We start from the raw sequence: 22062 nt of genomic DNA, 5'->3' as shown, positions 1-22062 counted from the left end.
CGCAACCTAAGCGACCAGCCCCAGCGGGCTCTCCACCAGGTTCTTGAAGGCCTGCATCAGTTGCGCGCCGTCGGCACCATCGATGGCGCGATGGTCGAAGCTCCCCGTCGCGCTCATCACCGTGGCGATCGCCAGTGCGCCGTCGACCACGTAGGGTCGCTGCTCGCCCGCGCCGATCGCCATGATCATGCCCTGGGGCGGGTTGATCACCGCTTCGAACTGCTTGATCCCCATCATCCCCATGTTCGAGAGGCTGGCGGTGCCGCCCTGGAACTCGTGCGGCTGGAGCTTGCCGTCCTTGGCCTTGGCGGCGAGTGCGGCCATCTCGGTCGAGATCGCGCTGGCCGATTTGCTTCCGGCGTCGGTGATGATCGGCGTGATCAGCCCGCTGGGAATGCTCACCGCCACCGAGATGTCGGCGCGATGGTATTGGCGCATGGTGTCGCCGGCGAAGGCGACGTTGCACTTGGGGACCTGCATCAGCGCAGCGCCCAGCGCCTTGATCAGCAGATCGTTGACCGAAAGCTTGATCCCGCGGGGGCTGAGCGCGGCATTCATTTCGCCGCGCAGCTTGAGCAGGGCGTCGAGGCGGACGTCCACCGTCAGGTAGATGTGCGGCACGGTCTGCTTGGATTCGGTCAAGCGCCGCGCGATGGTCTTGCGCATCGACGACAGCTTCTGGTCTTCGAACGGGATGCCGAAGTCGGGGATCGGTCCGGCCTGCACGGGCACCGCTGCAGGGGCGGCGGCTGGCGCAGCCGCGGACGGTGCGGCGGCGGTCTGGGCCGCGGCGGCCCCCGGCGTCGCGCCCTCGACATCGGCCTTGACGATCCGTCCGCCGGGGCCGGTGCCCTTGATGGTCGACAGATCGATGCCCTTCTCGGCGGCGATCCGCTTGGCCAGAGGGGAGGCGATCACGCGGTCGCCCGAAGCGGGAACGGCGGCCGGGGCCGGTGCTGCAGATGGCGCAGGTGCGGGCGCAGGCGCGGCGGCGACTGCGGGGGCCGGTTCGGCCTTCGCAGCGGGAGCAGGTGCGGGCTTGGCAGCGGGCGCCGCGCTCGCATCCTCGCCCTCTTCCGCCAGCGTGGCGATCACCGTGCCGACTTTGACCCCTTCGGTGCCTTCGGCGACCGAAATCGCGGTGACGGTGCCCTCGTCCACCGCCTCGAACTCCATCGTCGCCTTGTCGGTCTCGATCTCGGCCATGATGTCGCCCGAGGAAACCTTGTCGCCCACCTTGACCAGCCACTTGGCCAGCGTGCCCTCCTCCATCGTCGGCGAAAGCGCGGGCATCTTGATCGAGATGGGCATGCGGCGGGTCCCCCCGGTATGCCGCGCTCGTCGCAACGTCGCAGCGGCGGTTTCATTTCGCCGTCCGCGCCGACAGGGTCAAGGCCAAAAGCCCCGACGCACAGGCTCTTGCCTTGCGCGTTTTGAGGATTGACGCATAATCGAACCGGAAGGGACCGGCCATGTCGCAGCGCGTCTATCTGGTAATCATGGACGAGACCGAGGAATCGCGGCTTGCGCTGCGTTTCGCCTCGCGCCGCGCGGTGCGCACCGGCGGGGTGGTCCACATCGTCGCCATCGTCCCGCAGCAGACCTTCAGCGCGTTCGCCGCGGTCCAGGCGACGATCGAGGACGAGGCGCGCAGCCGGGCGGAAGTGCTGGTCACCGCCGCCGCCGGCAACCTGGTCAGCGAGGGCGGACCGATGCCGGTGGTCTCGGTCCGCGAGGGCGAACACGTAAAGGTCGTGCGCGACTACCTGACCGAGCATCCCGAGGTCTCGGCGCTGGTGCTCGGCGCGGCGTCGGAGGGCAATCCGGGACCGTTGGTCAGCCACTTCGCGGTCGCGCATCCGGGGCAGTTGCCCTGCCCGCTAATGATCGTACCGGGTTCGATGCACGACGAGGATGTCGATCGGTTGAGTTGAGTTCCACCACTTCAAACCAGCTGTCGCCCCGGTGAAGGCCGGGGTCCAACCGGGCTATCCACACGCGATGGGCGTGCAGTGTCGCGCGGTTAGCTGGGCCCCGGCCTACGCCGGGGCGACGGGGTTAGGGATTCGCTAGCGCCGCTTGCCCTGATGCCGGATATTCGACGGCCGCCCGCGCTTGCCCTGGATCGGCTTGCCCTGCGGCCCGCGCCGTCCGCGCGGCTCGACGCGGCCGCCGGCGCCGTCCACCGGTTCGAACTTCAGCGCGCCGGTCAGCGGGTTGGCTTCGGCCAGACGCATGTCGAGCAGCCGGCCCATCGTATACGTATCGCCGGTCTGTTCGCCGATCAGCGCTTGGGCCTTCTCGTCGTAGCGGAACCGCTCGGCGCCCAGCGTCGAGACCGGGACCAGCCCGTCGCCGCCCAGCCCGACGATGGTCACGAACATCCCGAAACTCTGCACCCCACTGACCCGGGTGGGGAACACTTCGCCCACCCGGCCCGAGAGCCAGGCGGCGACGTAGCGGTCGATGGTGTCGCGCTCGGCCTCCATCGCGCGGCGCTCGGTGACGCTGATCGCTTCGGACACGCGGGTGAGGTCGGCGCGGTCGGTGTCGGACAGGCCGCTGGTGGCGGGAATCCGCTTGTCCGCCGGGCGCGGCTGTTCAAGCGCGAAGCTGTCCACCAGCGCGCGGTGGACCAGCAGGTCGGCATAGCGCCGGATCGGCGAGGTGAAGTGCGCGTAGCTGCCCAGCGCCAGCCCGAAGTGCCCGGCGTTGCGCGGGCCGTAATAGGCCTGGGTCTGGCTGCGCAGCACCGCCTCCATGATCAGCGCCTTCTCGGCCTCGTCGGCGATGTCCTTGAGCAGGCGGTTGAACAACGACGGGGTGATCACCTGGCCCAGCGCCAGTTTGCGTTCGAAGGTGGCGAGATAGTCCTTGAGCGCGACCAGCTTCTCGCGATTGGGCGGCTCGTGGATGCGGTAGACGATCGGCGCGACCTTGCTTTCCAGCGCCTTGGCCGCGGCGACGTTGGCGGCGATCATGAAGTCCTCGACCACCCGGTGCGCGTCGAGCCGCTCGCGCAGGGCGATGGTCTCGATCTTGCCCTCGGCATTCAGGATCACGCGGCGTTCGGGAAGCTCGAGTTCGAGCGGATCGCGGGCGTGGCGGGCAGCGGCGAGCGCCTTCCAGCAGGCCCAGAGGTTGCGCAGCTGCGGTTCCTCGCCGGTCCCGTCGGCGCGGGCCTGCGCATCCTCGTAAGCGATGACTTCGGCGATCCGCACCAGCGCGCGGGTGAAGCGCCATTCGGTGACGCGCCCGTGGGCGTCGACCGCGATATGGCAGGCCATCGCCGCGCGGTCCTCGCCCGCGCGCAGGCTGCACACATCGGCGCTGAGCACTTCGGGGAGCATGGGCACGACGCGATCGGGGAAATAGACCGAGTTGCCGCGCTTGCGCGCTTCGCGGTCGAGCGCGCCGCCCGGGCGGACGTAGAAACTGACGTCGGCGATCGCGATCAGCGCGCGGAAGCCGCTCTGCCCGTCGGGTTCGGCCCAGATCGCATCGTCGTGATCGCGCGCGTCGGCGGGGTCGATCGCGACGATCGGCAAGTGGCGCAAGTCCTCGCGGTGGTCGGGCGAGAGCGGCAGCTTCGCCGCGGTCTGCGCCTCTGCCAGCGTCTCCCCGCCGAACACGTTGGGGATGCCGTGCTTGGAAATCGCGATCAGGCTGAACGCGCGCGGGGCGAGCGGATCGCCGAGCACTTCGACCACGTTGACCCCGGCGCGCGGGCTCTTCCCGCCCGGCTCGGCCATCACGAGTTGACCCGCGGCAGCCCCGCCCAGGTCGGCGATCGGCGAGGCGTTGCGCACGCGCTTGTCGATCGGGGCGAGCCACCCCTTCCCGCTCGCGTCGATCTCGACCACGCCGAACATCGCGCCTTCCAGCGCGGGCAGCTTCTTCATCGGATGCGCGATCAGACCCGCGCCCGCTTCCTCGGTCCGCGCAAGGATGCGGTCGCCTTTGCGCAGCGCGGTATGCCCCTTGCGGTCGAGGATCCGCAGCCTGGGCGGCGGAGTCGCGTCGTCGGGGCTCCAGTTGTCGGGGATCGCGTAGGGCTGGCCGTCCTCGATCGCGACAACCCGCAGCACGGTCACCTTGGGCACCCCACCCATGCGATGGAACGCCCGCCGCTCGCCGTCGATCAGCCCCTCGTCGGCCATGTCGCGCAGCAGAGCCTTGAGCTTGACCCGCTCCTGCCCCTTGAGCCCGAACGCCTTGCCGATTTCGCGCTTGCCCGCGGGGTCTTTCGACTGGGCGATGAAATCGAGAATCTGCTGGCGGGTGGGGAAACCGGCGGGGAATTGGCGCGGGTTGGTTTTGGGCATGGCGCGGCCTTGGGCCAGCGGCGAAGCGAAGGCAACCGCGGCGATTGCACGAGCGAAAGACAGGCGCTAGCCATCGTTCCTTGCGCAATCCTGCAACGAAAGTTCACGCTTCCATGCGAAACATCCTCACCGGCGCGCTGCTCGCGACCACCCTTCTCGCCAGCCCGGCCGCGGCCAAGCCGAACGCCGCCGACACCTTCATCGGCAACATCCTGACCGACGTCCAGGACGCCGGCACGATCAAGGCGCGCTGCGACCAGTTCGTCGGCGAGATCGATCGCCGCCAGGCTGCGCTCGAGCGCGAAGGCGGCAAGGCAAGCCTCAAGACCACGCTGCAGGGCTTCGACGACCTGTCCAACATGATCGGCGCATTCGCCGGCGAGGCGACGCTCTATCGCGAGGCGATGGGCGATGACGCACGGCGTTCGGCAGGGGCCGATTGCGAGGTTCGTGCCGCTGCGGCTGCATCGAAGCTGGGCCTTTCGCGCCCGATCTACGACCGGCTCAAGGCGATTGACCCCACCAAGGCCGATGCTGGCACCAGGCTCTACCTGGCTCGCACCCTCGCCGCCTACGAGCGCGCCGGGATCGCCAAGCCCGAAGCCGAGCGCAAGCGCGTGCAGGCGCTGCAGGACCGGATTTCGGAGCTCGGCACCCAGTTCGAGAAAAACATTGCCGATGGGCGCAAGACGATAAAGGCCGATCCCGCCGAGCTCGCCGGGCTGCCCGCTGATTTCATCGCCGCCCACAGGCCCGGCGCCGACGGCAGGGTGACGATAGCAACCGACACCCCCGATTACGTGCCGGTGATGACCTACGCACAGAGCGAGCCGCTGCGGCGGCGGCTGTTCGAAGCCTATCAGACGCGCGCCTACCCGGCGAACGACCAGGTCCTGCGCGAGATGCTGGACAAGCGCCAGGAGCTGGCGACGATGCTCGGGCGCCCCGACTTCGCCACGCTGGTGCTCGAAGACAAGATGCTCGACCGTCCCGCCAAGGTCGAGGACCTGCTCGCCGAGATGAGCGCGGCCGCCAAACCCGCGGCGGAGCGCGACTACGCCAAGAAACTGGCGCTCTGGAAAAAAATGAAGCCTGGCGCGACGAGGATCGACCCCTGGAACAACGGTTTCCTGGGCAACCTGATCCAGAAGCAGGACTACGCGCTCGATCGTCAGGAACTGCGCAAGTACTTCGCCTATGACGACGTTCGCGACGGCATCCTCAAGCTTACCCAGGATCTTTTCGGCGTGAAGATCCGGCCGTGGAACACGACCAAGTGGGATCCCTCGGTCGAGACCTACGAGGTTCTCGAGAAGGGCAGGGTCATCGGCCGGATGTACCTCGATTCGCACCCGCGACCAGGCAAGTACCAGCACGCCAACATGGTTCCGCTGCGCAGCGGGGTGAAAGGGCGAACCATTCCGGTCGCGGCGCTGGTGATGAACCTGCCCGCGGGCGATCATGCCACCGGGCTGATGGAGCACGGCGACGTGGTCACGTTCCTCCACGAATACGGCCATATGCTCCACGGCATCTTCGGCGGCCAGTCGGCGGTCTGGGCCGCACAGAGCGGGGTCACGACCGAATGGGACTTCGTCGAGGCGCCGTCGCAGATGCTCGAAGAATGGGTCTACGATTACGATACGCTGCGGACCTTCGGACGTGACGCGGCGGGCACCCCGATCGCGAAGGATCTCGTCGCGACGCTCAACAAGGCGCGCTACTTCGACATCGGCATCCAGGACATGCGCCAGATCGGGCTGTCGAATATCTCGCTGGGCCTGCATCGCTCGGGCGCGCCCGCGCAGATTGGCGCGCGAACCCGCGAGCTGTTCAACGTCTACGACCCGATCGGATATCCCGATTTCGTCCAGATGCAGGACAGTTTCGGCCACCTGAACGGCTATTCGGCGATCTACTACACCTATCGCTGGTCCAAGGTGATCGCCGACGACATGTTCACCCGCTTCGCGCGCGAAGGCCTGCGCAACAAGACGACCGCGGCCGCCTATCGCAAGCTGGTGCTCACACCGGGCGGCAGCAAACCGGCGGCGGAATTGGTCCAGGCGTTCCTCGGGCGGCCAATCAGCCTGGATGCCTACAAGGCGGAGATGGCGAAGGATAAGTAGGCGGATTCACCCCGCCCCTTCAGGGGAGAGGGCAAATCAATTCAAAGGCCCAAACCCGCCGCCCGGCAGCGCCGCCGAGATCGGACTTTCCGCTCCGCCCGCCGCGCGGGCGCTGACGCCGAAGATCCAGTCGTCGCCGCGCACGCCTCCCAGTCGCGCACTTGTGGCAGCAACATCTGCGATTACCGGCTTGTCTTCCCACGCGGGCGCGTCGGTTCGGCGGCGCCACACCGAGTACGTCGCCGCCCCAGGCACCGCGCTCCACTTGACGTCGGTGAACGTCTGGACCGCGGCCTCGGCGGTGGCGACCGGGGGCATCGGCGCGGCGGCCAGCGCCGCCAGCCCGGCGATGTTCAGCCGGGTGACCTTGGCGAGATAGGGAAAGTCCATGAACGCGATCGTGTCGCCATAGACGGTGCCGTTTTCGGTGCGCAGATCCTGGTGCTGGTGATCGTAGTTCTCGACCCCCACCGAAAAGCGGATCGCGGGATAGCCGAGTTCCTGAAACGGAAGGTGATCCCCGCCGCGGCCCATGCGGTCGGCGCGCCACACCTGGCGGACCTCGAGAGCGGGGCTCTCGAGCGCGGCGATGTAGCGCGACAGGTTGCGGCTGGGGCTGTCGTTCTCGCCGCCAAACCTCCGCGCGGCAGCGCGCAGCTTGTCGTCGGCATCGGCGCGCGGGCCTTCGGAGAACACCCGGACGTGAGTGTCGTCGACCAGCCCGTCCGAACCGCGCGAATTGCCGACGATGTCGTTGTTCAGCACCGCCTTCACAGTCCAGCCCTGCTTCTTGGCATAGTCGGCGAGCAGCTTGCCGCCGAACAGGCCCTGCTCCTCCCCCGAAAGGACGGCAAAGACGATCGTGGCGGGGAACTTGCGGTGCGAGAGGACGCGCGCCGCTTCGAGCACCAGCGCGACCCCGCTGCCGTCGTCGTTGGCGCCGGGAGCGTCCTTCACGGCATCCATCACGTCGGACACCCGGCTGTCGATATGGCCCTGGACGATCACCACCTCGTCCGGCCGTTCGCTCCCGCGTTGGATCGCGACGACGTTCACGATCCGCACCGGTTGGGGGATACGATCCCCGGTGGCCATATATTCTGGCAGCGCGATCGTCAGGCAGTTGCCGCATGCCTTCGAGGTTTTGCGCATCTCCGCCTCGGCCCACCGCCGCGCGGCGCCGATCCCGCGCTTCTTGTCGGTTTGCGACGACAGCGTGTGGCGTGTGCCGAACGAGACCAGTTTATCGACGTCCTCGCGCAGGCGGGCCTCGGAGACTTCCGGGGCGGTCTGAGCGAACGCCGGGCTGGCGATAAGGGCGAGCGGGATCAGGAGGTTGCGCATCACGGGAGTGTCGGAGGGACGGCGCGACAAATCAACCGCCATCGGATTCCTCGTCGCCCCGGCGTAGGCCGGGGCCTAGCTAACGGTGCATCATCGCACGAGCTTTCCTACTCGAGAGACCGGTTGGGCCCCGGCCTGCGCCGGGGCGACGGGGTTGGCCTTAGTAACTGCGCGCCACGTAGATCCGCTCGACCGCGGGCTTGCCGGTGAACGGGCAGATGCCCGAAACCGGCGCGGCGTCCATCGGCGTGTTGCGGATGGTCAGCTTGAGCGCCTTGAGCTTGGCATCGACCGCTTCGAGTTCCGCGCCTTCGGGCCGCGACCAGGTCATTTCGACCCAGCCGGGAAACTGCGCGTCGTCGGTGTAGAACGCCGCGAGATCGTCGAGCGTGGTCAGGTCGCGCCGGATGTTGGCGTCGCGGCGCGCCTTGGCTTCCTCGTGCAGTTCGCGCTGGATGCACTCGAGTTCGGTCGCCGCGGCGGTGACGAACTCGTCGTGAGGCATCGCGTGGAAGTCCGGCTTGCCGGCGGTGTTCCACAGCCGGTGGCGGCGCAGCACGCTGATCTGGCCTGCTTCGGCATCGCGCCCGCCGATCTCCAGGATCAGCGGCACGCCTTTCTTCACCCAGGCCCAGCGCTTGCCCGTGGCCTTGCCCGGCTTCTTGTCGAGCAGCACGCGCACCGGCTCGCCCAATGCCGACTGCGCGGCCAGCGCCTTGCGCAGCCCCTCGCAGTACTCGAGCAGCGCGCCATCGCCTTCGTTTTCGCGCAGCATCGGCAGAATCACGATCTGCCACGGCGCGATCTGCGGTGGCACGCGCAGGCCGTCGTCGTCGCCGTGGGTCATGATCACGCCGCCGATCATGCGGGTCGAAACCCCCCAACTGGTGGTGTGGCACAGTTGCTGCCCGCCCTCGCGATCCTGATAGCGGATGCCCGCTGCCTCTGCGAACGTGGTGCCGAGATAGTGCGAGGTGCCGGCCTGCAGCGCCTTGCCGTCCTGCATCATCGCCTCGATGCTGTAGGTCGCGTCGGCGCCGGGAAAGCGTTCATTGGCGGGCTTCTCGCCCGCGATCACCGGCATCGCCAGCGGTCCTTCGGCAAATTCGCGGTAGAGCTCGAGGATCGCCAGCGTCTCCGCCATCGCGTCGGCCTTGTCGGCGTGCGCGGTGTGGCCTTCCTGCCAGAGAAATTCGGTGGTCCGCAGGAACATCCGGGTGCGCATTTCCCAGCGCACCACGTTGGCCCACTGGTTGGTCAGCAGCGGCAGGTCGCGCCACGATTGCACCCAGCGCGCCATAGCCGCGCCGATCACCGTCTCCGAGGTCGGGCGGACGACGAGCGGCTCTTCCAGCTTTGCCGCGGGGTCGGGAATCAGCCCCCCCTTCCCGTCCGCGATCAGGCGGTGGTGGGTGACGACCGCCATTTCCTTGGCGAAGCCGTCGACATGCGCGGCTTCCCTTTCAAAGAACGACAGCGGGATGAACAGCGGGAAATAGCAGTTGTCGGCGCCGGTCGCCTTGATCCGCTCGTCGAGCAGCTTCTGCATCCGTTCCCAGATGCCATAGCCCCACGGCTTGATCACCATGCACCCGCGCACGCCGGATTCCTCGGCCATGTCGGCCTCGGCGATGACCTCCTGATACCACTGGGCGAAATCGTCGGCGCGCTTGACGCTCAAGGCATGGCGAATGTTGGCGGGGTAGGTCATGCGGGGGCTGTTAGCTTCCGTGGAAGGGTGGCGCAATTGCTCCTCTCCTCTGGCGACAGGATGGCGCAGCTTGGCTAGCGAAGCTTGGCGAGGGGGCCAGGCCGGGCGTTCCGCCGCGCCCCTCACCAACGTCGACTAGGAAAAGGAGTTGGCGCCTATTTCCCCAGCGCGTCGAGCTTCTTTTGCATCTCCGCCATCTGGGCCTTGAGCGCGGCGATCTCTTCGCCATCGGTGGCGACCGCCTTGCCGCCCGGCTTCACGCCCGGGACGAACGCGGTCGCGGCGGCCTTGAACATTTCCATGTTGCGCTGGGCGAGCTGGGCGAGCGGGTTGGCGCCGATCGATTCCTCGATCGCCTTGCGCAGCTTCGACTGGTTCTCGCGGAAGTGATCCATCGAGGCTTCGAGATAGCCCGGAAGCAGCGACTGCATCGAATTGCCATACATCGCGATCAACTGGCGCAGGAAACTGGTGGGCAGCATCTGCTCGCCCCCCGCTTCCTCGTCCATGATGATCTGGGTCAGGATCGAATGGGTGATGTCGACCCCGGTCTTGGCGTCGACGACCTTGAACTCGATGTCCTCGCGGGTCATCTTCGCCAGGTGGTCGAGCGTGATGTAGCTCGACGAGCGGGTGTTGTAGAGCCGCCGGTTGGCGTACTTCTTGATGACGATCGGCTCGCCGTTCGCATGCTTGCTGTCCGCCATCGCCCGTTCCTCTGCTGCACTTGCGTAGTGCTTAGCGCATGCAGCATGTGCGGCGCAACATGAGTCCCGTCAGCGCGCGAAACGCATCCCCAGCAAAGTGAGCAGTTCGTATTGCGAGAGGCCGCTGGTGGCCGAAGCGGCGGGCAGATCGTACAGCGCCTCGATCCAGTCGCCTTCTCCGCAATCGGGGGCGTCGCTCAGATCGATCACGGTCATGTCCATCGATACCCGGCCCAGCACGGCGAGTTCGGCGTCGCCCCAGCGGAACCGGCCCTTGCCCGACCAGCAGCGCAGATATCCGTCGGCATAGCCCAGCGCGATCACCCCAACGCGCATCGCGCGCTCGGCGACGAACGTGGCGTTGTAGCCGACCGCGTCGCCGGGCTGGAGCAGGCGGACCTGCAGCACCGCGGCCTGCGGAAACGCGACCTGCGCGATGACGCCCGCGAGCTCGCTGCGCGGAACGCCGCCATAGAGCGCCAGGCCCGGGCGGGTGAGATCGAAGTGATAGTCCGCGCCCAGCGCGATCCCCGCGCTGTTGGCGAGGCTGTAGCGCCGCGCCGGGATCGCGTCGCGGATGGCCTGGAAGCAGACGAGTTGCCGGCCGTTCTGGGCGACATCCTCGTCGGCGCTGGCGAGGTGGCTCATGCAGATGTCGATGGCGAGTCCCGCCGCAGCGACGTCGGCCAGCTCGCTGATCGCCAGCCCCAGGCGGTCGATCCCGCTGTCGATCATCAGATCGCACAGTCCGCCGCCGCCCGCCTGCCACCGCGCGATCTGGGCCAGGCTGTTGAGCACCGGCTTGACCCCGGTGGCGCGGCAATAGGCCACGTCGGCGGCGCTCAGGGGACCGTGGAGCACCGAGATCGAACCGGGCGGAACCAAGTCGAGCAGCGCAGCGACCTCGCTCCAGTGCGCGACGAAGAAATCGCGGCATCCTGCGGCGGCGAGCACCGGCACCGCGCGGCGCGCCCCCACCCCATAGGCGTCGGCCTTAACCGCGGCGCCCGCGCTGGCCCGGCCCGACAGGCGATCGAGCGCCCGCCAGTTCGCCGCCAGTGCCATCTCGTCGACCCGCAGCCGGAGAGCCGCGGGCGGCGGTTCAGGCGGGATCATCGGCGAAATCGCGTGGCGGTCCGTTGGGCAGGCCCCACAGCGCCACGATCAGCGCGATCAGCACGATCGCCCAAGTGTACCACAGGCCCGAATAGGGATTGCCGGTCTTGGCGACGATGTAGGCGGCGATGAACGGCAGGAAGCCGCCGAAATAGCCGGCGCCGATGTGATAGGGAATCGACATCGAACTGTAGCGTACGCGCGGCGGGAACATCTCGGCCAGCAGAGCCGCGACCGAGCCGTAGGTCGCTGCCGAAAGGGCCATCAGCACCAGCAACGCGGCGAAAATCACCGCCGCCTGACCCAGGCTGGGCCGGGTCTTGGCCACGTTGAACACCGTCGCCCCGGCGGCCGCCTCGATCTGCGCCTTGCGCGCCTTGGCATCGGTCCAGTCGAGCGTGGCGGTCGGGATCGCCACTCCGCCGCGCTCGAGCGCGAGCCCCGGCCCGTTTTGCAGGTCGTAGGCGATCCCCGCGCCCGCGAAATCGCTCATCAGCTTTCCGCATTTCGTGGCCTGGTCCTTCAGGAACGGGCTGTATTCGCAATCGGAGCCGCGGATCGTCCATTCCTGCCCGCCGCCGCGCCCGTCGGGCGAGGCCGAAGCGCCGATCGCCCAGAATGTCGGAAACAGCAGCAGCAGGGTCAGGGCATAGCCGATCACGATCGGGCGCTTGCGCCCCACCCGGTCGGACAGGCGGCCGAAATAGACGAAGAAGCTCATCCCGATCAGCGCGGCGAGGCCCACGATCAGTTCGGCGGGGGTGTCCTCGATGTGCATCGCGGTCTTCAGGAACGTCAGCCCCGAGAACATCGCGGTGTACCAGATCACCGTCAGCCCCGCCGCGACGCCGAACAGCGCGACGAAGATCCGCTTCTTGTTGCCGGGATAAGTGAAACTTTCGACAAAGGGATTGCCGGCCAGTTCGCCCTCGGCCTTCATCGCCTGGAACACCGGGCTCTCCGACAGCTTGAGCCGCATCCACAGCGACACCGCCAGCAGCACCAGGCTGAGCACGAACGGCACTCGCCAGCCCCACGCGTTCCAGGTCGCCTCGGGCATCACGGCCTTGCACCCCAGCACCACCAGCAGGCTCAGCACGAACCCGCCGACCACCGAGGATTGAATGAAGCTGGTGAAATAGCCGCGCTTTTCCATCGGAGCGTGTTCGGCGACGTAGATCGCGGCGCCGCCGTATTCGCCGCCCAGCGCCAGCCCCTGCATGATCCGCAGCCCGATGATGATCGCCGGCGCCCACAGCCCGATGCTCGCCGCCGACGGGACCATGCCGACCCCGGCAGTGGCGATGCCCATCAGGGTAACGGTCACCAGGAACGTGTATTTGCGCCCCAGCTTGTCGCCGAGATAGCCGAACAGCACCGCGCCCAGCGGGCGAAAGCCAAAGCCCACCGCAAACACCAGCCAGAACAGCAGCATCTCCAGCGCGGCGTTGCCGGTGGGGAAAAAGGTCTTCGACAGGATCGCGCCGAGCGTTCCGTAAATGAAGAAATCGTACCACTCGAAGATCGTCCCCGCCGACGACGCGGCGATGATCAGCCGCATGTCTGACGCGCTTGGCTCATGTTCGGTGGCGGCCATTCTTGCTCCCTCGCGCTTTTCCCGCCGCGCGCCTTAGCGAAGCTGCGAAGGCGAAGCCAGCGCGGCCAGTGCAGCGTCCCAGGCCAGCAGGATCGCGCCATGGCGCGCGGGATAGTCGCGCGCAGCATCGAGCAGGCCGATTCCCCGCCAGTCGGGTGCGGGGCCCTCTCCGCCAAGCCACAGCGCGAGCGCGTCGCGCGTCTCGGCGACCTCGGCCCGGGACCGTCCGGGCGAGCCGGCAAGAAAGACGTGGGCCGCCGCCTGGCCGACCGCGCAGGCTTGCGCCCGGCATCCGATCCGTTCGATCCGTCCCGCGTCATCGCACGACAGCGCGATCCGCAAACTGCTGCCGCAGCTGCGCGAGCGCGCTTCGCCGACGAGCGGCAGGTCGGGATCGAACGGGAATTCGGCCAACCCCACCGTGGCGGCGAGGATTTCCGGCGAGTAGAGAACCTTGCCCGACCGGTTGGGCCGCACCGCCTCAGCCAGCGGGTTTGGCATTCTTGGCCCTGTCCGCCTGGCTGGCCGCGCGGTGGCGCTCGCCGATCAGATCGACCAATTCGTCGCTCGCCGCGTTCACGAATGGATAGCTGCGCGACAACGAGATCCAGTCGGGCCGGCCCGTGGGGCCCCAAACCGTGTCATAGCCCAGCACCAGGATCGAGAACGCCAGCACGACGATGATCGTGCCCTTGATCGCGCCGAACCCGAACCCGAGCAGACGGTCGATCGGCCCGAGCACCGAGGTGCGCGAAGCCTGGCCGACCCACTTGGAAGCGAACTTGACGGTCGCGTAGGGCACCAGCAGCAGCAGCGAAAAGGCAAGCACCGCCGCGCCGGTTTCGGAGGCGACGTAGCGCGAAAGCCCCAGGGTCAGCGTGCTGTGGAAGTAATAGATCGCCAGCAGCGCCAGGATCCACGCCACCAGCGCCAGCACCTCTTGCGCGAACCCGCGCATGAAGCCGGCGATCGCGGTGATCCCCACGATCAGCAGGACAATGATGTCGAAGGCTTGCATCCGATCCCGAAATTATGGGCTCGCGACGATCCGGTCAACAACGTTCGGCAAAAGCCGCAGCGGCTCATGGCGCAAGGCGGGCGGGATGTCCCCGTTGCCGGCGTCGGGGCCGAACGATCGGGTGAAGCCGAGTTTCGCCGCTTCCTTCAGGCGCAGGCCGGGATGGGCCACCGGGCGGACCTCTCCGGCCAACGAGATTTCGCCGAACCAGATCGATTCCGCCGGGCACGGCCGTTCGGCCAACGCCGAGACCAGCGCGGCGGCGACGGCGATGTCGGCCGCGGGATCGGTCAGGCGATAGCCGCCGGCCACGTTGAGATAGACTTCGGCCGAGGAGAAATTCAGCCCGCAGCGCGCCTCCAGCACCGCCAGGATCATCGCCAGCCGCCCCGAATCCCAGCCGACCACCGCGCGCCGCGGGGTGGCCCCGCTGGCCAGACGCACCGTCAGCGCCTGAATCTCGACCAGCACCGGACGGGTCCCTTCCAGCGCGGGGAACACCGCGCTGCCCGGCACTTCGGCGTCGCGGCCCGAAAGGAACAGGCTCGACGGGTTGGCGACTTCCTCCAGCCCTGCCCCGGCCATCGCGAACACGCCGATCTCGTCGACCGCGCCGTAACGGTTTTTGAGCGCGCGCAGGATCCGGAACTGGTGGCTGCGCTCGCCCTCGAAGCTCATCACCACGTCGACCATATGCTCGAGCACGCGCGGCCCGGCGATGCTGCCGTCCTTGGTCACATGGCCGACCAGCACCACCACCGTGCCGCTGGCCTTGGCATAGCGGATCAGTTCGAACGCGCAGCCGCGAACCTGGCTCACGGTGCCTGGCGCGCCCTCGATCTGGTCGGAATGCATTGTCTGGATCGAATCGATCACCAGCAGCGCGGGCGGACGGATACCACCCAGCGTGGTCAAGATGTCGCGCACCGAACTGGCCGTGGCGAGCCGGATCGGCGCGTTGCCGAGACCGAGGCGCTGCGCGCGAAGGCGTACCTGGTCGGCGGCTTCCTCACCACTGATGTAGACCGCGTCGCCTCCCGCCAGCGCCACCTTGGCCGCGGCCTGGAGCAGCAGCGTGGATTTGCCGACGCCAGGATCGCCGCCCATCAGGATGGCGGACCCGGGCACCAACCCTCCCCCCAGCGCGCGGTCGAACTCGGCCAGCCCTGTGGGACGGCGCGACGGCAGCGCCAGCGGCTCGTCCATCGCCACGAACGGAAACGCCCGCCCGCCGGTAGAGAGGTGGTGCTTTTCGGAGAACACCGTCGCCGGCGCTTCCTCGCTCAAGGTGTTCCACTCGGCGCAATCGGCGCATTGCCCCTGCCACCGCGACGACACCCCGCCGCAGGCTTGGCAGACATAGCGGCGTTTGAGCTTCGACATCTGCGACAGCTTAGGAAGAACGTAAGTAGAACACAAGCCCCCCGCTCCCCTTGCGGGAGAGGGGTAAAGGCACTTCCCCACTTCCAACCCCCGTGCCATCCTCTCGCCATGAGGCAGAAGGAACTGCGCATTGCGCTGATCTGCTATGGGGGATCAGCCTCGCCGTGTACATGCACGGCGTGACCAAGGAGGTCTGGCGGGCGGCACGGGCGAGCCGCGGCTTTCTCAACGGCGATCCTCCGGCCGAAGGTGTGGAGACGGTCTATCGCCGCCTGCTGCAAACCATCGAGGGCGAACGCAAGCTGAGGCTGCGCGTGCTTACCGACATCGTCGCCGGGGCGAGCGCGGGCGGGATCAACGGCGTTTTCCTCGCCCAGGCCATCGCCAGCGGGCAAAGCCTCGAGCCGTTGACCCGGCTGTGGCTGGAAAAGGCCGACGTCGATGTTCTGCTCGACCCCGATGCGCGGCCGTGGTCGCGGTTCAGCAAGTTCTGGGCGCAGCCGCTGGTGTGGCTGGCGCTCAAGCGGCCGGGCAACGTGGTGTCGAGCACCGTCGCGCCGGGCACCCGCAATGAAGTGCGCACCAAGCTCAGCCGCCTGATCCGCGCGCGGTGGTTCGCGCCTCCGTTCAGCGGGATCGGGTTTTCGCGCCTGATTGCCGAGGCGCTGGCGGCGATGGCCGAGGAGACCGGAGAGGCCGCGCCGCTGCTGCCCGGCGGCCATCCGCTCGACCTGTTCGTCACCGCGACCGACTTCAACGGCCACGCCGAGACGCTGCGGCTCAACAGCCCGGCGCTGGTGCAAGAGGCGGAGCATCGCCTGTCGATCGGGTTCCGCACGCTGGCATGCGCGGGCCAGGACATGGCCGATCCGGCCGAGCTGGTTTTCGCCGCGCGCGCGACCGCCAGCTTTCCCGGAGCCTTTCCGCCTCTGACGCTGCCCGAGATCGACCGCTTGACCGAAGAGCGGGACATGGCCTGGCCCAGCCGTGACGCGTTTCTGGCCCGGATCATGCCTGGCCATGCCGCGCGTGGCGAGCTTGGGGGGATCGCGCTGGTCGATGGCTCGGTACTGGTCAACGCGCCCTTCGCCCAGGCGATCGCGGTGCTCCGCGACCGCCCTGCCCAGCGCGAGGTCGATCGGCGGATCGTCTACATCGATCCCAAGCCCGACCGCTCACGGATCGATGAACGACAGGGCAAGTCCGTGGGGTTTTTCAAGGCCATCGCGGGATCGCTCTCGTCGATCCCGCGCGAACAGCCAATCCGCGACAACCTCGAGCAGCTCGCCGGTCAATCGCGCGAGCGGGCCAAGCTGCGCGGGATCGTCACCGCGCTGCGTCCCGAGGTCGAGGAGACGGTCGAGCAACTGTTCGGCTACACGTTATTTCTCGACCGCCCGACGGCCAAGCGGCTGACCGGCTGGCGCGCGAAAGCGCAGCAGGCCGCCGCGGAAAAGGCAGGGTTCGCGTTCCACTCCTACGCCCAGGTCAAGGCGGCGGGAATTGTCGAGATGCTCGCGGAGATCATCCTCAATGCGCATCCCGAAGCTGCCGGCGTGCTGCGAGACCGCCTGGTGGCGCGATTGTGGGAGCATCTGCGCGGCCAGGGGCTCGACCGGCTGTCGAGCTTGCGAGGCGGCGCGACACCGCAGGCGATCGCGTTCTTTCGCGCACATGACATCGGCTTTCGCATCCGCCGTCTGCGCCTGCTCAGCCGGCGTCTGGCACGAGATTGGGCCGACCTCGAGGAGCGGGTCGAGACCGCCGCGCGCGAGCAGGCGCGAGAGGCAGTGTTCAAGGCCCTGGCGCCCTACCTCGCGCTCGAGATCGACCACGGTCCCCGTACCCGGATTTTCCGGCCTCGCGGAACAGGCGCTCGCCGATCCTGGACCGGCGCTTGAGGCGATCGCGGCGCAGCGTGACTTGCCCGGACTCGATTTGCGGATAGACGCGATGCTGGCCGAGGCCATGGCCGAAATGCCCAAGCCGCTGCGCCGCCGGGTGCTGCTCGCCTACCTCGGCTTCCCGTTCTACGACGCCGCCACGCTGCCGCTCCACGACAGCGAGGGCTACAACGAGTTCGACCCGGTCAAGGTCGACCGTATCTCTCCCGAGGACTGCAATGCGATCCGCACCGGCGGGGCGGAGGCGACCTTGCGCGGGCGCGAGTTCTTCAGTTTCGGCGCGTTCTTCAGCCGCGTCTATCGCGAGAACGACTATCTGTGGGGCCGCCTCCACGGCGCCGAGCGGATGATCGACCTCATCGCCTCGACCCTGCCCGAGGGTGAAAGCCTCGCAGCGGACGACCTCGCGGGGTTCAAGCGCGAAGCCTTCCTGGCGATCCTCGACGAGGAGGAGCCGCGCCTGCGTTCGGATCCGCACCTCGTTACGGGGATCCGCGCCGAAGTGCTCAGCGGGCCTCGAGCACCATATTGAACGGACCTTCGGTCGCGCGCCGCACCGAAGCGAACCCGCCGCCGCGGATCACTTCGCTCAACCTCTCCTCGCCCGCCTGCGCACCCAGTCCCGCGCCGACCTCCTGGTCGAGCGAGGTGGGCACGCAAATCATCGTCGAGGCGTTGTAGTAGAGGCGGCCGACGGGGTTCATGTTCTCCGCTGGATTGTTGCCGGCGATCGGCTCGACGATCATCCAAGCGCCGCCGGGCGAAAGAATCCGGCGCATATGCGTCGCGCAGCCCTGCGGGTCGCCCATGTCGTGCAGGCAATCGTACATCGTGACGAGGTCGAACCCGGTCTCGGCGATGTCCTTGGCCGAGGCGACCTCGAACCGCACGCGCTCGCCCAGCCCGTGATCGGCGGCGTGGCGGCGGGCGTCGAGGATCGAGGGTTCGTGGAAATCGAACCCTACGAACGTGCTCTGCGGATAGGCCTCGGCCATCAGCAGCGTGGAAAAGCCCACCCCGCAGCCGACATCCGCGACCTTCGCCCCCGCCTGGAGCTTGGCCTTGACCCCGTCGAGCGCGGGAATCCAGCTCTGCACGATGTTATTCACGTAACCCGGCCGAAAAAACATCCCCGTCGCGCAGAACAGGCACCCGGCCGAATCCCCCAGCGCACCCCGGTGCCGTGGCGGAAGCAATGCTCTACCTTGTCCTCGGCCTCGATCATCGCCGCCGCCAGCTCGAATGCGCCGCGCAGGTAGACCGGGCTGTCGGCCACAGTGAAGACCATCGCCTGCTCGGGCGAGATGCCGAAGCGGTCGCTGGCCGCGTCATAGGTCACATAGCCGTTGGCCGACTGCGCAAGGCACCATTCGCGTACGTAGCGCTCGTGTAGCCCTCCCGCCCGTTGCGCAAGCTCGGCGGCGGTGGCGGGTGCTTTGGCGAGCTCGTCGAACAGTCCCAGCCGAAATCCGATCCGCGTCGTCGGCACACTGAACGCCCCGCCGATGTCGCCGAGCATCTTGCCGACAAACTCGTGAAGCTTTGCCTCGTCGAGCGCTTGAACCATGATGCCTCTCCGTCCGGACCGACCAGGCGGGCAGCCTAGCACCCCACCGGGCGCACTCAAGCATAGAGAAGGCGGCTACTCGGCCGCGCCGCTCCAGACAGTCTTCAGTCGATCGAAAAAGCCTTTGGATTGTGGGGTTTCATCGCCGGTCTCGGTCGCCTGGAATTCGCGCAGGATTTCCTTCTGCCGCGCCGATAGCTTTGTCGGGGTCTCGACCGAAATCTCGACCACCATGTCGCCGTGGCCACGTCCCTGGAGCACTGGCATCCCCGCGCCGCGCTTGCGCAACTGCTTGCCCGACTGGATGCCCGCGGACAGATCGATCGTGTGGCGCACGCCGTCGAGGCCGGGGATTTCAATCTGGCCGCCCAGCGCGGCGGTGGTGAAGCTGACCGGGCAGCGGGTGATCAGCGTCGTTCCCTCACGCTCGAACACCGGGTGGCGCTTGATGTGGAGGAAAATGTAGAGGTCGCCCGGCGGCGCGCCGCCCGGCCCAGCCTCGCCCTTGCCCGACAGGCGAATGCGAGTGCCGTTGTCGACGCCGGGAGGGATCTCGATCGCCAGCTTGCGCGCGATGTCGACCCGGCCTTCGCCGCGGCAAGCCTTGCAGGCCTTCTCGATAATTTCGCCACGGCCGTGACAGTTGGGGCACGTCCGCTCGACCATGAAGAAGCCTTGCTGCGCCCGCACCTTGCCGCGCCCGGCACACAGATTGCAGCGCCGCGCCGAAGTGCCCGGTTCCGCGCCCGAGCCATGGCACGGCTCGCAAGTCTGGGCGGTTTCGACCTCGATCTCGGTAGCCTTGCCGTGGAACGCCTCTTCGAGCGCGATTTCCATGTCGTAGCGCAAGTCCGCTCCGCGGCGCGGACCCTGCTGACGGCCGCCGCCGAACGCGCCCCCGAAAATCGTCTCGAAGATGTCGCCCAAATCGCCGAAGTCGGCGCCCTGCCCGCCCCCGACGCCGCCATTCTCAAACGCGGCGTGGCCATAACGGTCATAGGCCGCGCGCTTCTGGGGGTCTGACAGGCACGAATAAGCGGCGCTTACCGCCTTGAACTTCGCTTCGCTCTCGGCGCAGCCGGGATTCTTGTCCGGATGACACTGCATCGCGATGCGGCGGTACGACGACTTGATCGTCTTTTCGTCCGCGGTGCGGTCGACCTCGAGCAGTTCGTAGAAATCGGTGGTGACTGACATTGCCCGTCCCTCAAACGTCGCCCGCCGCCCGCACGATTTGCGCGAGCGGCGGGTTCGGTTTCATCGCAGCATCAGTTCTTGCTGTCGTCGACTTCCGAGAATTCGGCATCGACCACATCGTCGTCTGCCGACTTCTCCGAAGCGCCTCCGTCGGCGCCCGGCGAGGCGCCCGCGGCCTGCTCCTTTTCGTAGATCGCCTGGCCCATCTTCATGGCGAGGTCGGTCAGCGTCTGGGTCTTGGCGGTCATCGCCTCGGCATCGCCGCTTTCGATCGCGGTCTTGGCCTCGGCAATCGCCGCCTCGATCTGGCTCTTGAGATCGGCGTCGATCTTGTCGCCATTCTCCTCGAGCTGCCGCTCGGTGGCGTGGACGAGGCTGTCGGCGTTGTTCTTCGCTTCGGCGCCCTCGCGGCGCTTCTTGTCTTCCTCGGCGAACTGCTCGGCATCGCGCACCATCTGCTCGATGTCGGCATCGCTGAGCCCGCCCGACGCCTGGATCCGAATCTGCTGCTCCTTGCCGGTGCCCTTATCCTTGGCGCTGACGTTGACGATGCCGTTGGCGTCGATGTCGAAGGTCACCTCGATCTGCGGAACTCCGCGGCGCGCCGAGGGGATGCCCACCAGATCGAACTGGCCAAGCAGCTTGTTGTCCGCGGCCATCTCGCGCTCGCCCTGGAACACGCGGATCGTCACCGCCTGTTGGTTGTCCTCGGCGGTCGAATAGACCTGGCTCTTCTTGGTCGGGATCGTGGTGTTGCGGTCGATCATCCGAGTGAACACGCCGCCCAGCGTCTCGATGCCCAAGCTCAGCGGGGTGACGTCGAGCAGGAGCACATCCTTGACGTCGCCCTGAAGCACGCCAGCCTGGATCGCCGCGCCCATCGCGACGACTTCGTCGGGGTTGACGCCGACGTGCGGCTCCTTGCCGAAAAACTCCTTCACCACTTCGCGAACGCGCGGCATCCGGGTCATTCCGCCGACCAGCACGACGTCGTCGATGTCCGAGGCCTTGATCCCGGCGTCGGCGAGCGCCTTCTTCATTGGCTCCTTGGTGCGCTCGATCAGCCCGGCGACCATCTTTTCCAGATCGGCGCGGGTGATCGTTTCCACGAGGTGCAGCGGGGTGGTGCTGCCGCCTTCCATGCGCGCGGTGATGAACGGCAGGTTGATTTCGGTGCTGGCGGTGCTCGACAGCTCGATCTTGGCCTTCTCCGCGGCTTCCTTGAGCCGCTGCAGCGCAAGCTTGTCGGTCTTCAGGTCCATGTTCTCCTTGGACTTGAATTTGGCCGCCAGCCACTCGACCAGCGCGGTGTCGAAGTCCTCGCCGCCCAGGAAGGTGTCGCCGTTGGTCGACTTGACCTCGAACACCCCGTCGCCGATCTCGAGGATCGAAACGTCGAAGGTGCCGCCGCCGAGGTCATAGACCGCGATCGTCTTGCCGTCGTTCTTCTCAAGGCCATAGGCCAGCGCCGCCGCGGTGGGCTCGTTGATGATCCGCAGCACCTCGAGACCCGCGATCGCGCCGGCGTCCTTGGTCGCCTGGCGCTGCGCGTCGTTGAAGTAGGCGGGCACGGTGATCACCGCCTGGGTGACGGTTTCGCCAAGATACGATTCGGCGGTTTCCTTCATCTTCTGAAGGATGAACGCGCTGATCTGGCTGGGCGAATAGTCCTCGCCGCCGGCCTTGACCCAGGCGTCGCCGTTCTTGCCCTTGACGATCGGATAGGGGACAAGCTCGGTGTCCTTCTTGGTCACCGGGTCGTCGAAGCGGCGGCCGATCAGGCGCTTGACCGCGAAAATGGTGTTGTCACCGTTGGTCACCGCCTGGCGCTTGGCGGGCTGGCCGATCAACCGCTCGCCGTCCTTGGTGAACGCGACGATCGACGGCGTGGTGCGCGCACCTTCCGAATTCTCGATGACCTTGGGCTTGCCACCGTCCATGACCGAGACGCAGCTGTTGGTGGTGCCGAGGTCGATACCGATCACTTTTGCCATGTTTTCTGCCTGCTTCCTTTAGAATTGAGACGCCGGAGGTGCTCGCCCCCCATGCTGGGCAGGCAAGGTT

16 protein-coding genes and 1 pseudogene are annotated in these 22062 nt (G+C 67.4%); 3 read left to right on the top strand and 14 right to left on the bottom strand.

What is annotated here, in order from left to right:
* Nucleotides 1-6: 6 nt before the first annotated feature.
* Nucleotides 7-1311, bottom strand: a complete 1305-nt coding sequence (locus tag GKE62_RS00945) for a pyruvate dehydrogenase complex dihydrolipoamide acetyltransferase (RefSeq protein ID WP_154690614.1) — start codon at nucleotides 1309-1311, stop codon at nucleotides 7-9.
* A gap of 161 nt (nucleotides 1312-1472) precedes the next feature.
* On the opposite strand from GKE62_RS00945, the gene GKE62_RS00940 reads away from it, so the two are divergent.
* On the top strand, nucleotides 1473-1934 hold the full coding sequence (locus GKE62_RS00940) for a universal stress protein (RefSeq protein WP_154690613.1): 462 nt from the start codon (nucleotides 1473-1475) through the stop codon (nucleotides 1932-1934).
* A 135-nt stretch (nucleotides 1935-2069) separates the two neighbouring features.
* On the opposite strand, the gene GKE62_RS00935 is transcribed toward GKE62_RS00940, so the two are convergent.
* Entirely contained in the window at nucleotides 2070-4325 is a 2256-nt protein-coding gene (locus tag GKE62_RS00935; RefSeq protein WP_154690612.1) for a ribonuclease R family protein, read from the bottom strand.
* Nucleotides 4326-4438: 113 nt separating this feature from the next.
* Between GKE62_RS00935 and GKE62_RS00930 the strand changes: the two genes are divergently transcribed.
* Entirely contained in the window at nucleotides 4439-6454 is a 2016-nt protein-coding gene (locus tag GKE62_RS00930) for a M3 family metallopeptidase (RefSeq protein WP_154690611.1), read from the top strand.
* Nucleotides 6455-6490: 36 nt separating this feature from the next.
* Here GKE62_RS00930 and GKE62_RS00925 read toward each other — a convergent pair whose 3' ends face one another.
* From GKE62_RS00925 to radA, 8 genes are all read right to left on the bottom strand, one after another.
* Nucleotides 6491-7798, bottom strand: a complete 1308-nt coding sequence (locus GKE62_RS00925; RefSeq protein ID WP_154693487.1) for a M20/M25/M40 family metallo-hydrolase — start codon at nucleotides 7796-7798, stop codon at nucleotides 6491-6493.
* A 160-nt stretch (nucleotides 7799-7958) separates the two neighbouring features.
* A complete protein-coding gene (locus GKE62_RS00920) occupies nucleotides 7959-9509 on the bottom strand; it encodes an aminoacyl--tRNA ligase-related protein (protein ID WP_154690610.1) in 1551 nt (516 codons plus the stop codon).
* Nucleotides 9510-9664: 155 nt separating this feature from the next.
* Nucleotides 9665-10216: a polyhydroxyalkanoate synthesis repressor PhaR gene (gene phaR, locus GKE62_RS00915; protein WP_154690609.1), complete on the bottom strand. Its 552-nt coding sequence runs from the start codon at nucleotides 10214-10216 to the stop codon at nucleotides 9665-9667.
* A gap of 69 nt (nucleotides 10217-10285) precedes the next feature.
* Nucleotides 10286-11332 (bottom strand): alanine racemase, encoded by a 1047-nt coding sequence (locus GKE62_RS00910; protein WP_154690608.1) that lies wholly within the window; start codon nucleotides 11330-11332, stop codon nucleotides 10286-10288.
* Nucleotides 11319-12929, bottom strand: a complete 1611-nt coding sequence (locus GKE62_RS00905) for an MFS transporter (protein ID WP_154690607.1) — start codon at nucleotides 12927-12929, stop codon at nucleotides 11319-11321. Before GKE62_RS00905 ends, GKE62_RS00910 begins: the two co-directional genes overlap by 14 nt.
* 33 nt (nucleotides 12930-12962) lie before the next feature.
* A complete protein-coding gene (locus GKE62_RS00900) occupies nucleotides 12963-13430 on the bottom strand; it encodes an iron-sulfur cluster assembly scaffold protein (protein WP_195908545.1) in 468 nt (155 codons plus the stop codon).
* Nucleotides 13411-13947, bottom strand: coding sequence for a CvpA family protein (locus GKE62_RS00895; RefSeq protein ID WP_154690606.1), 537 nt, complete (start codon nucleotides 13945-13947; stop codon nucleotides 13411-13413). Before GKE62_RS00895 ends, GKE62_RS00900 begins: the two co-directional genes overlap by 20 nt.
* 12 nt (nucleotides 13948-13959) lie before the next feature.
* Complete coding sequence (gene radA / locus GKE62_RS00890) at nucleotides 13960-15330, bottom strand: DNA repair protein RadA (protein WP_154690605.1); 1371 nt, start codon at nucleotides 15328-15330, stop codon at nucleotides 13960-13962.
* 108 nt (nucleotides 15331-15438) lie between these two features.
* Between radA and GKE62_RS00885 the strand changes: the two are divergent.
* Nucleotides 15439-17766: pseudogene (locus GKE62_RS00885) on the top strand (patatin-like protein).
* On the opposite strand, the gene GKE62_RS18685 reads toward GKE62_RS00885, so the two are convergent.
* The 4 genes from GKE62_RS18685 to dnaK form a co-directional block, all read right to left on the bottom strand.
* A complete protein-coding gene (locus GKE62_RS18685; RefSeq protein ID WP_230206839.1) occupies nucleotides 17741-18343 on the bottom strand; it encodes a class I SAM-dependent methyltransferase in 603 nt (200 codons plus the stop codon). The pseudogene GKE62_RS00885 and the gene GKE62_RS18685 sit on opposite strands and share 26 nt — an antisense overlap.
* A complete protein-coding gene (locus tag GKE62_RS18680; RefSeq protein WP_230206838.1) occupies nucleotides 18340-18801 on the bottom strand; it encodes a hypothetical protein in 462 nt (153 codons plus the stop codon). Before GKE62_RS18680 ends, GKE62_RS18685 begins: the two co-directional genes overlap by 4 nt.
* A 75-nt stretch (nucleotides 18802-18876) precedes the next feature.
* Nucleotides 18877-19998, bottom strand: coding sequence for a molecular chaperone DnaJ (gene dnaJ / locus GKE62_RS00875; protein ID WP_154690604.1), 1122 nt, complete (start codon nucleotides 19996-19998; stop codon nucleotides 18877-18879).
* Between the two features lie 71 nt (nucleotides 19999-20069).
* Nucleotides 20070-21992, bottom strand: coding sequence for a molecular chaperone DnaK (gene dnaK, locus GKE62_RS00870; RefSeq protein ID WP_154690603.1), 1923 nt, complete (start codon nucleotides 21990-21992; stop codon nucleotides 20070-20072).
* Between the last annotated feature and the right edge of the window lie 70 nt (nucleotides 21993-22062).

Origin of the sequence: Novosphingobium sp. Gsoil 351 (assembly GCF_009707465.1) — a bacterium.
GTDB lineage: Bacteria > Pseudomonadota > Alphaproteobacteria > Sphingomonadales > Sphingomonadaceae > Novosphingobium.
The sequence above is the reverse complement of the archived record's forward strand: the minus strand, read 5'-3'. Positions and strand labels throughout refer to the sequence as shown.

Excerpts from the sequence above, each read along its gene's own strand:
- dnaJ (WP_154690604.1), bottom strand. The coding sequence starts at position 19,998 with ATGTCAGTCACCACCGATTTCTACGAACTGCTCGAGGTCGACCGCACC.
- GKE62_RS00910 (WP_154690608.1), bottom strand. The coding sequence starts at position 11,332 with ATGATCCCGCCTGAACCGCCGCCCGCGGCTCTCCGGCTGCGGGTCGAC.
- GKE62_RS00935 (WP_154690612.1), bottom strand. The coding sequence starts at position 4,325 with ATGCCCAAAACCAACCCGCGCCAATTCCCCGCCGGTTTCCCCACCCGC.
- GKE62_RS00940 (WP_154690613.1), top strand. The coding sequence starts at position 1,473 with ATGTCGCAGCGCGTCTATCTGGTAATCATGGACGAGACCGAGGAATCG.
- GKE62_RS00930 (WP_154690611.1), top strand. The coding sequence starts at position 4,439 with ATGCGAAACATCCTCACCGGCGCGCTGCTCGCGACCACCCTTCTCGCC.
- GKE62_RS18680 (WP_230206838.1), bottom strand. The coding sequence starts at position 18,801 with ATGGTTCAAGCGCTCGACGAGGCAAAGCTTCACGAGTTTGTCGGCAAG.
- GKE62_RS00925 (WP_154693487.1), bottom strand. The coding sequence starts at position 7,798 with ATGCGCAACCTCCTGATCCCGCTCGCCCTTATCGCCAGCCCGGCGTTC.
- GKE62_RS00945 (WP_154690614.1), bottom strand. The coding sequence starts at position 1,311 with ATGCCCATCTCGATCAAGATGCCCGCGCTTTCGCCGACGATGGAGGAG.
- GKE62_RS00905 (WP_154690607.1), bottom strand. The coding sequence starts at position 12,929 with ATGGCCGCCACCGAACATGAGCCAAGCGCGTCAGACATGCGGCTGATC.
- GKE62_RS00900 (WP_195908545.1), bottom strand. The coding sequence starts at position 13,430 with ATGCCAAACCCGCTGGCTGAGGCGGTGCGGCCCAACCGGTCGGGCAAG.
- phaR (WP_154690609.1), bottom strand. The coding sequence starts at position 10,216 with ATGGCGGACAGCAAGCATGCGAACGGCGAGCCGATCGTCATCAAGAAG.
- GKE62_RS00895 (WP_154690606.1), bottom strand. The coding sequence starts at position 13,947 with ATGCAAGCCTTCGACATCATTGTCCTGCTGATCGTGGGGATCACCGCG.
- GKE62_RS00920 (WP_154690610.1), bottom strand. The coding sequence starts at position 9,509 with ATGACCTACCCCGCCAACATTCGCCATGCCTTGAGCGTCAAGCGCGCC.
- radA (WP_154690605.1), bottom strand. The coding sequence starts at position 15,330 with ATGTCGAAGCTCAAACGCCGCTATGTCTGCCAAGCCTGCGGCGGGGTG.
- dnaK (WP_154690603.1), bottom strand. The coding sequence starts at position 21,992 with ATGGCAAAAGTGATCGGTATCGACCTCGGCACCACCAACAGCTGCGTC.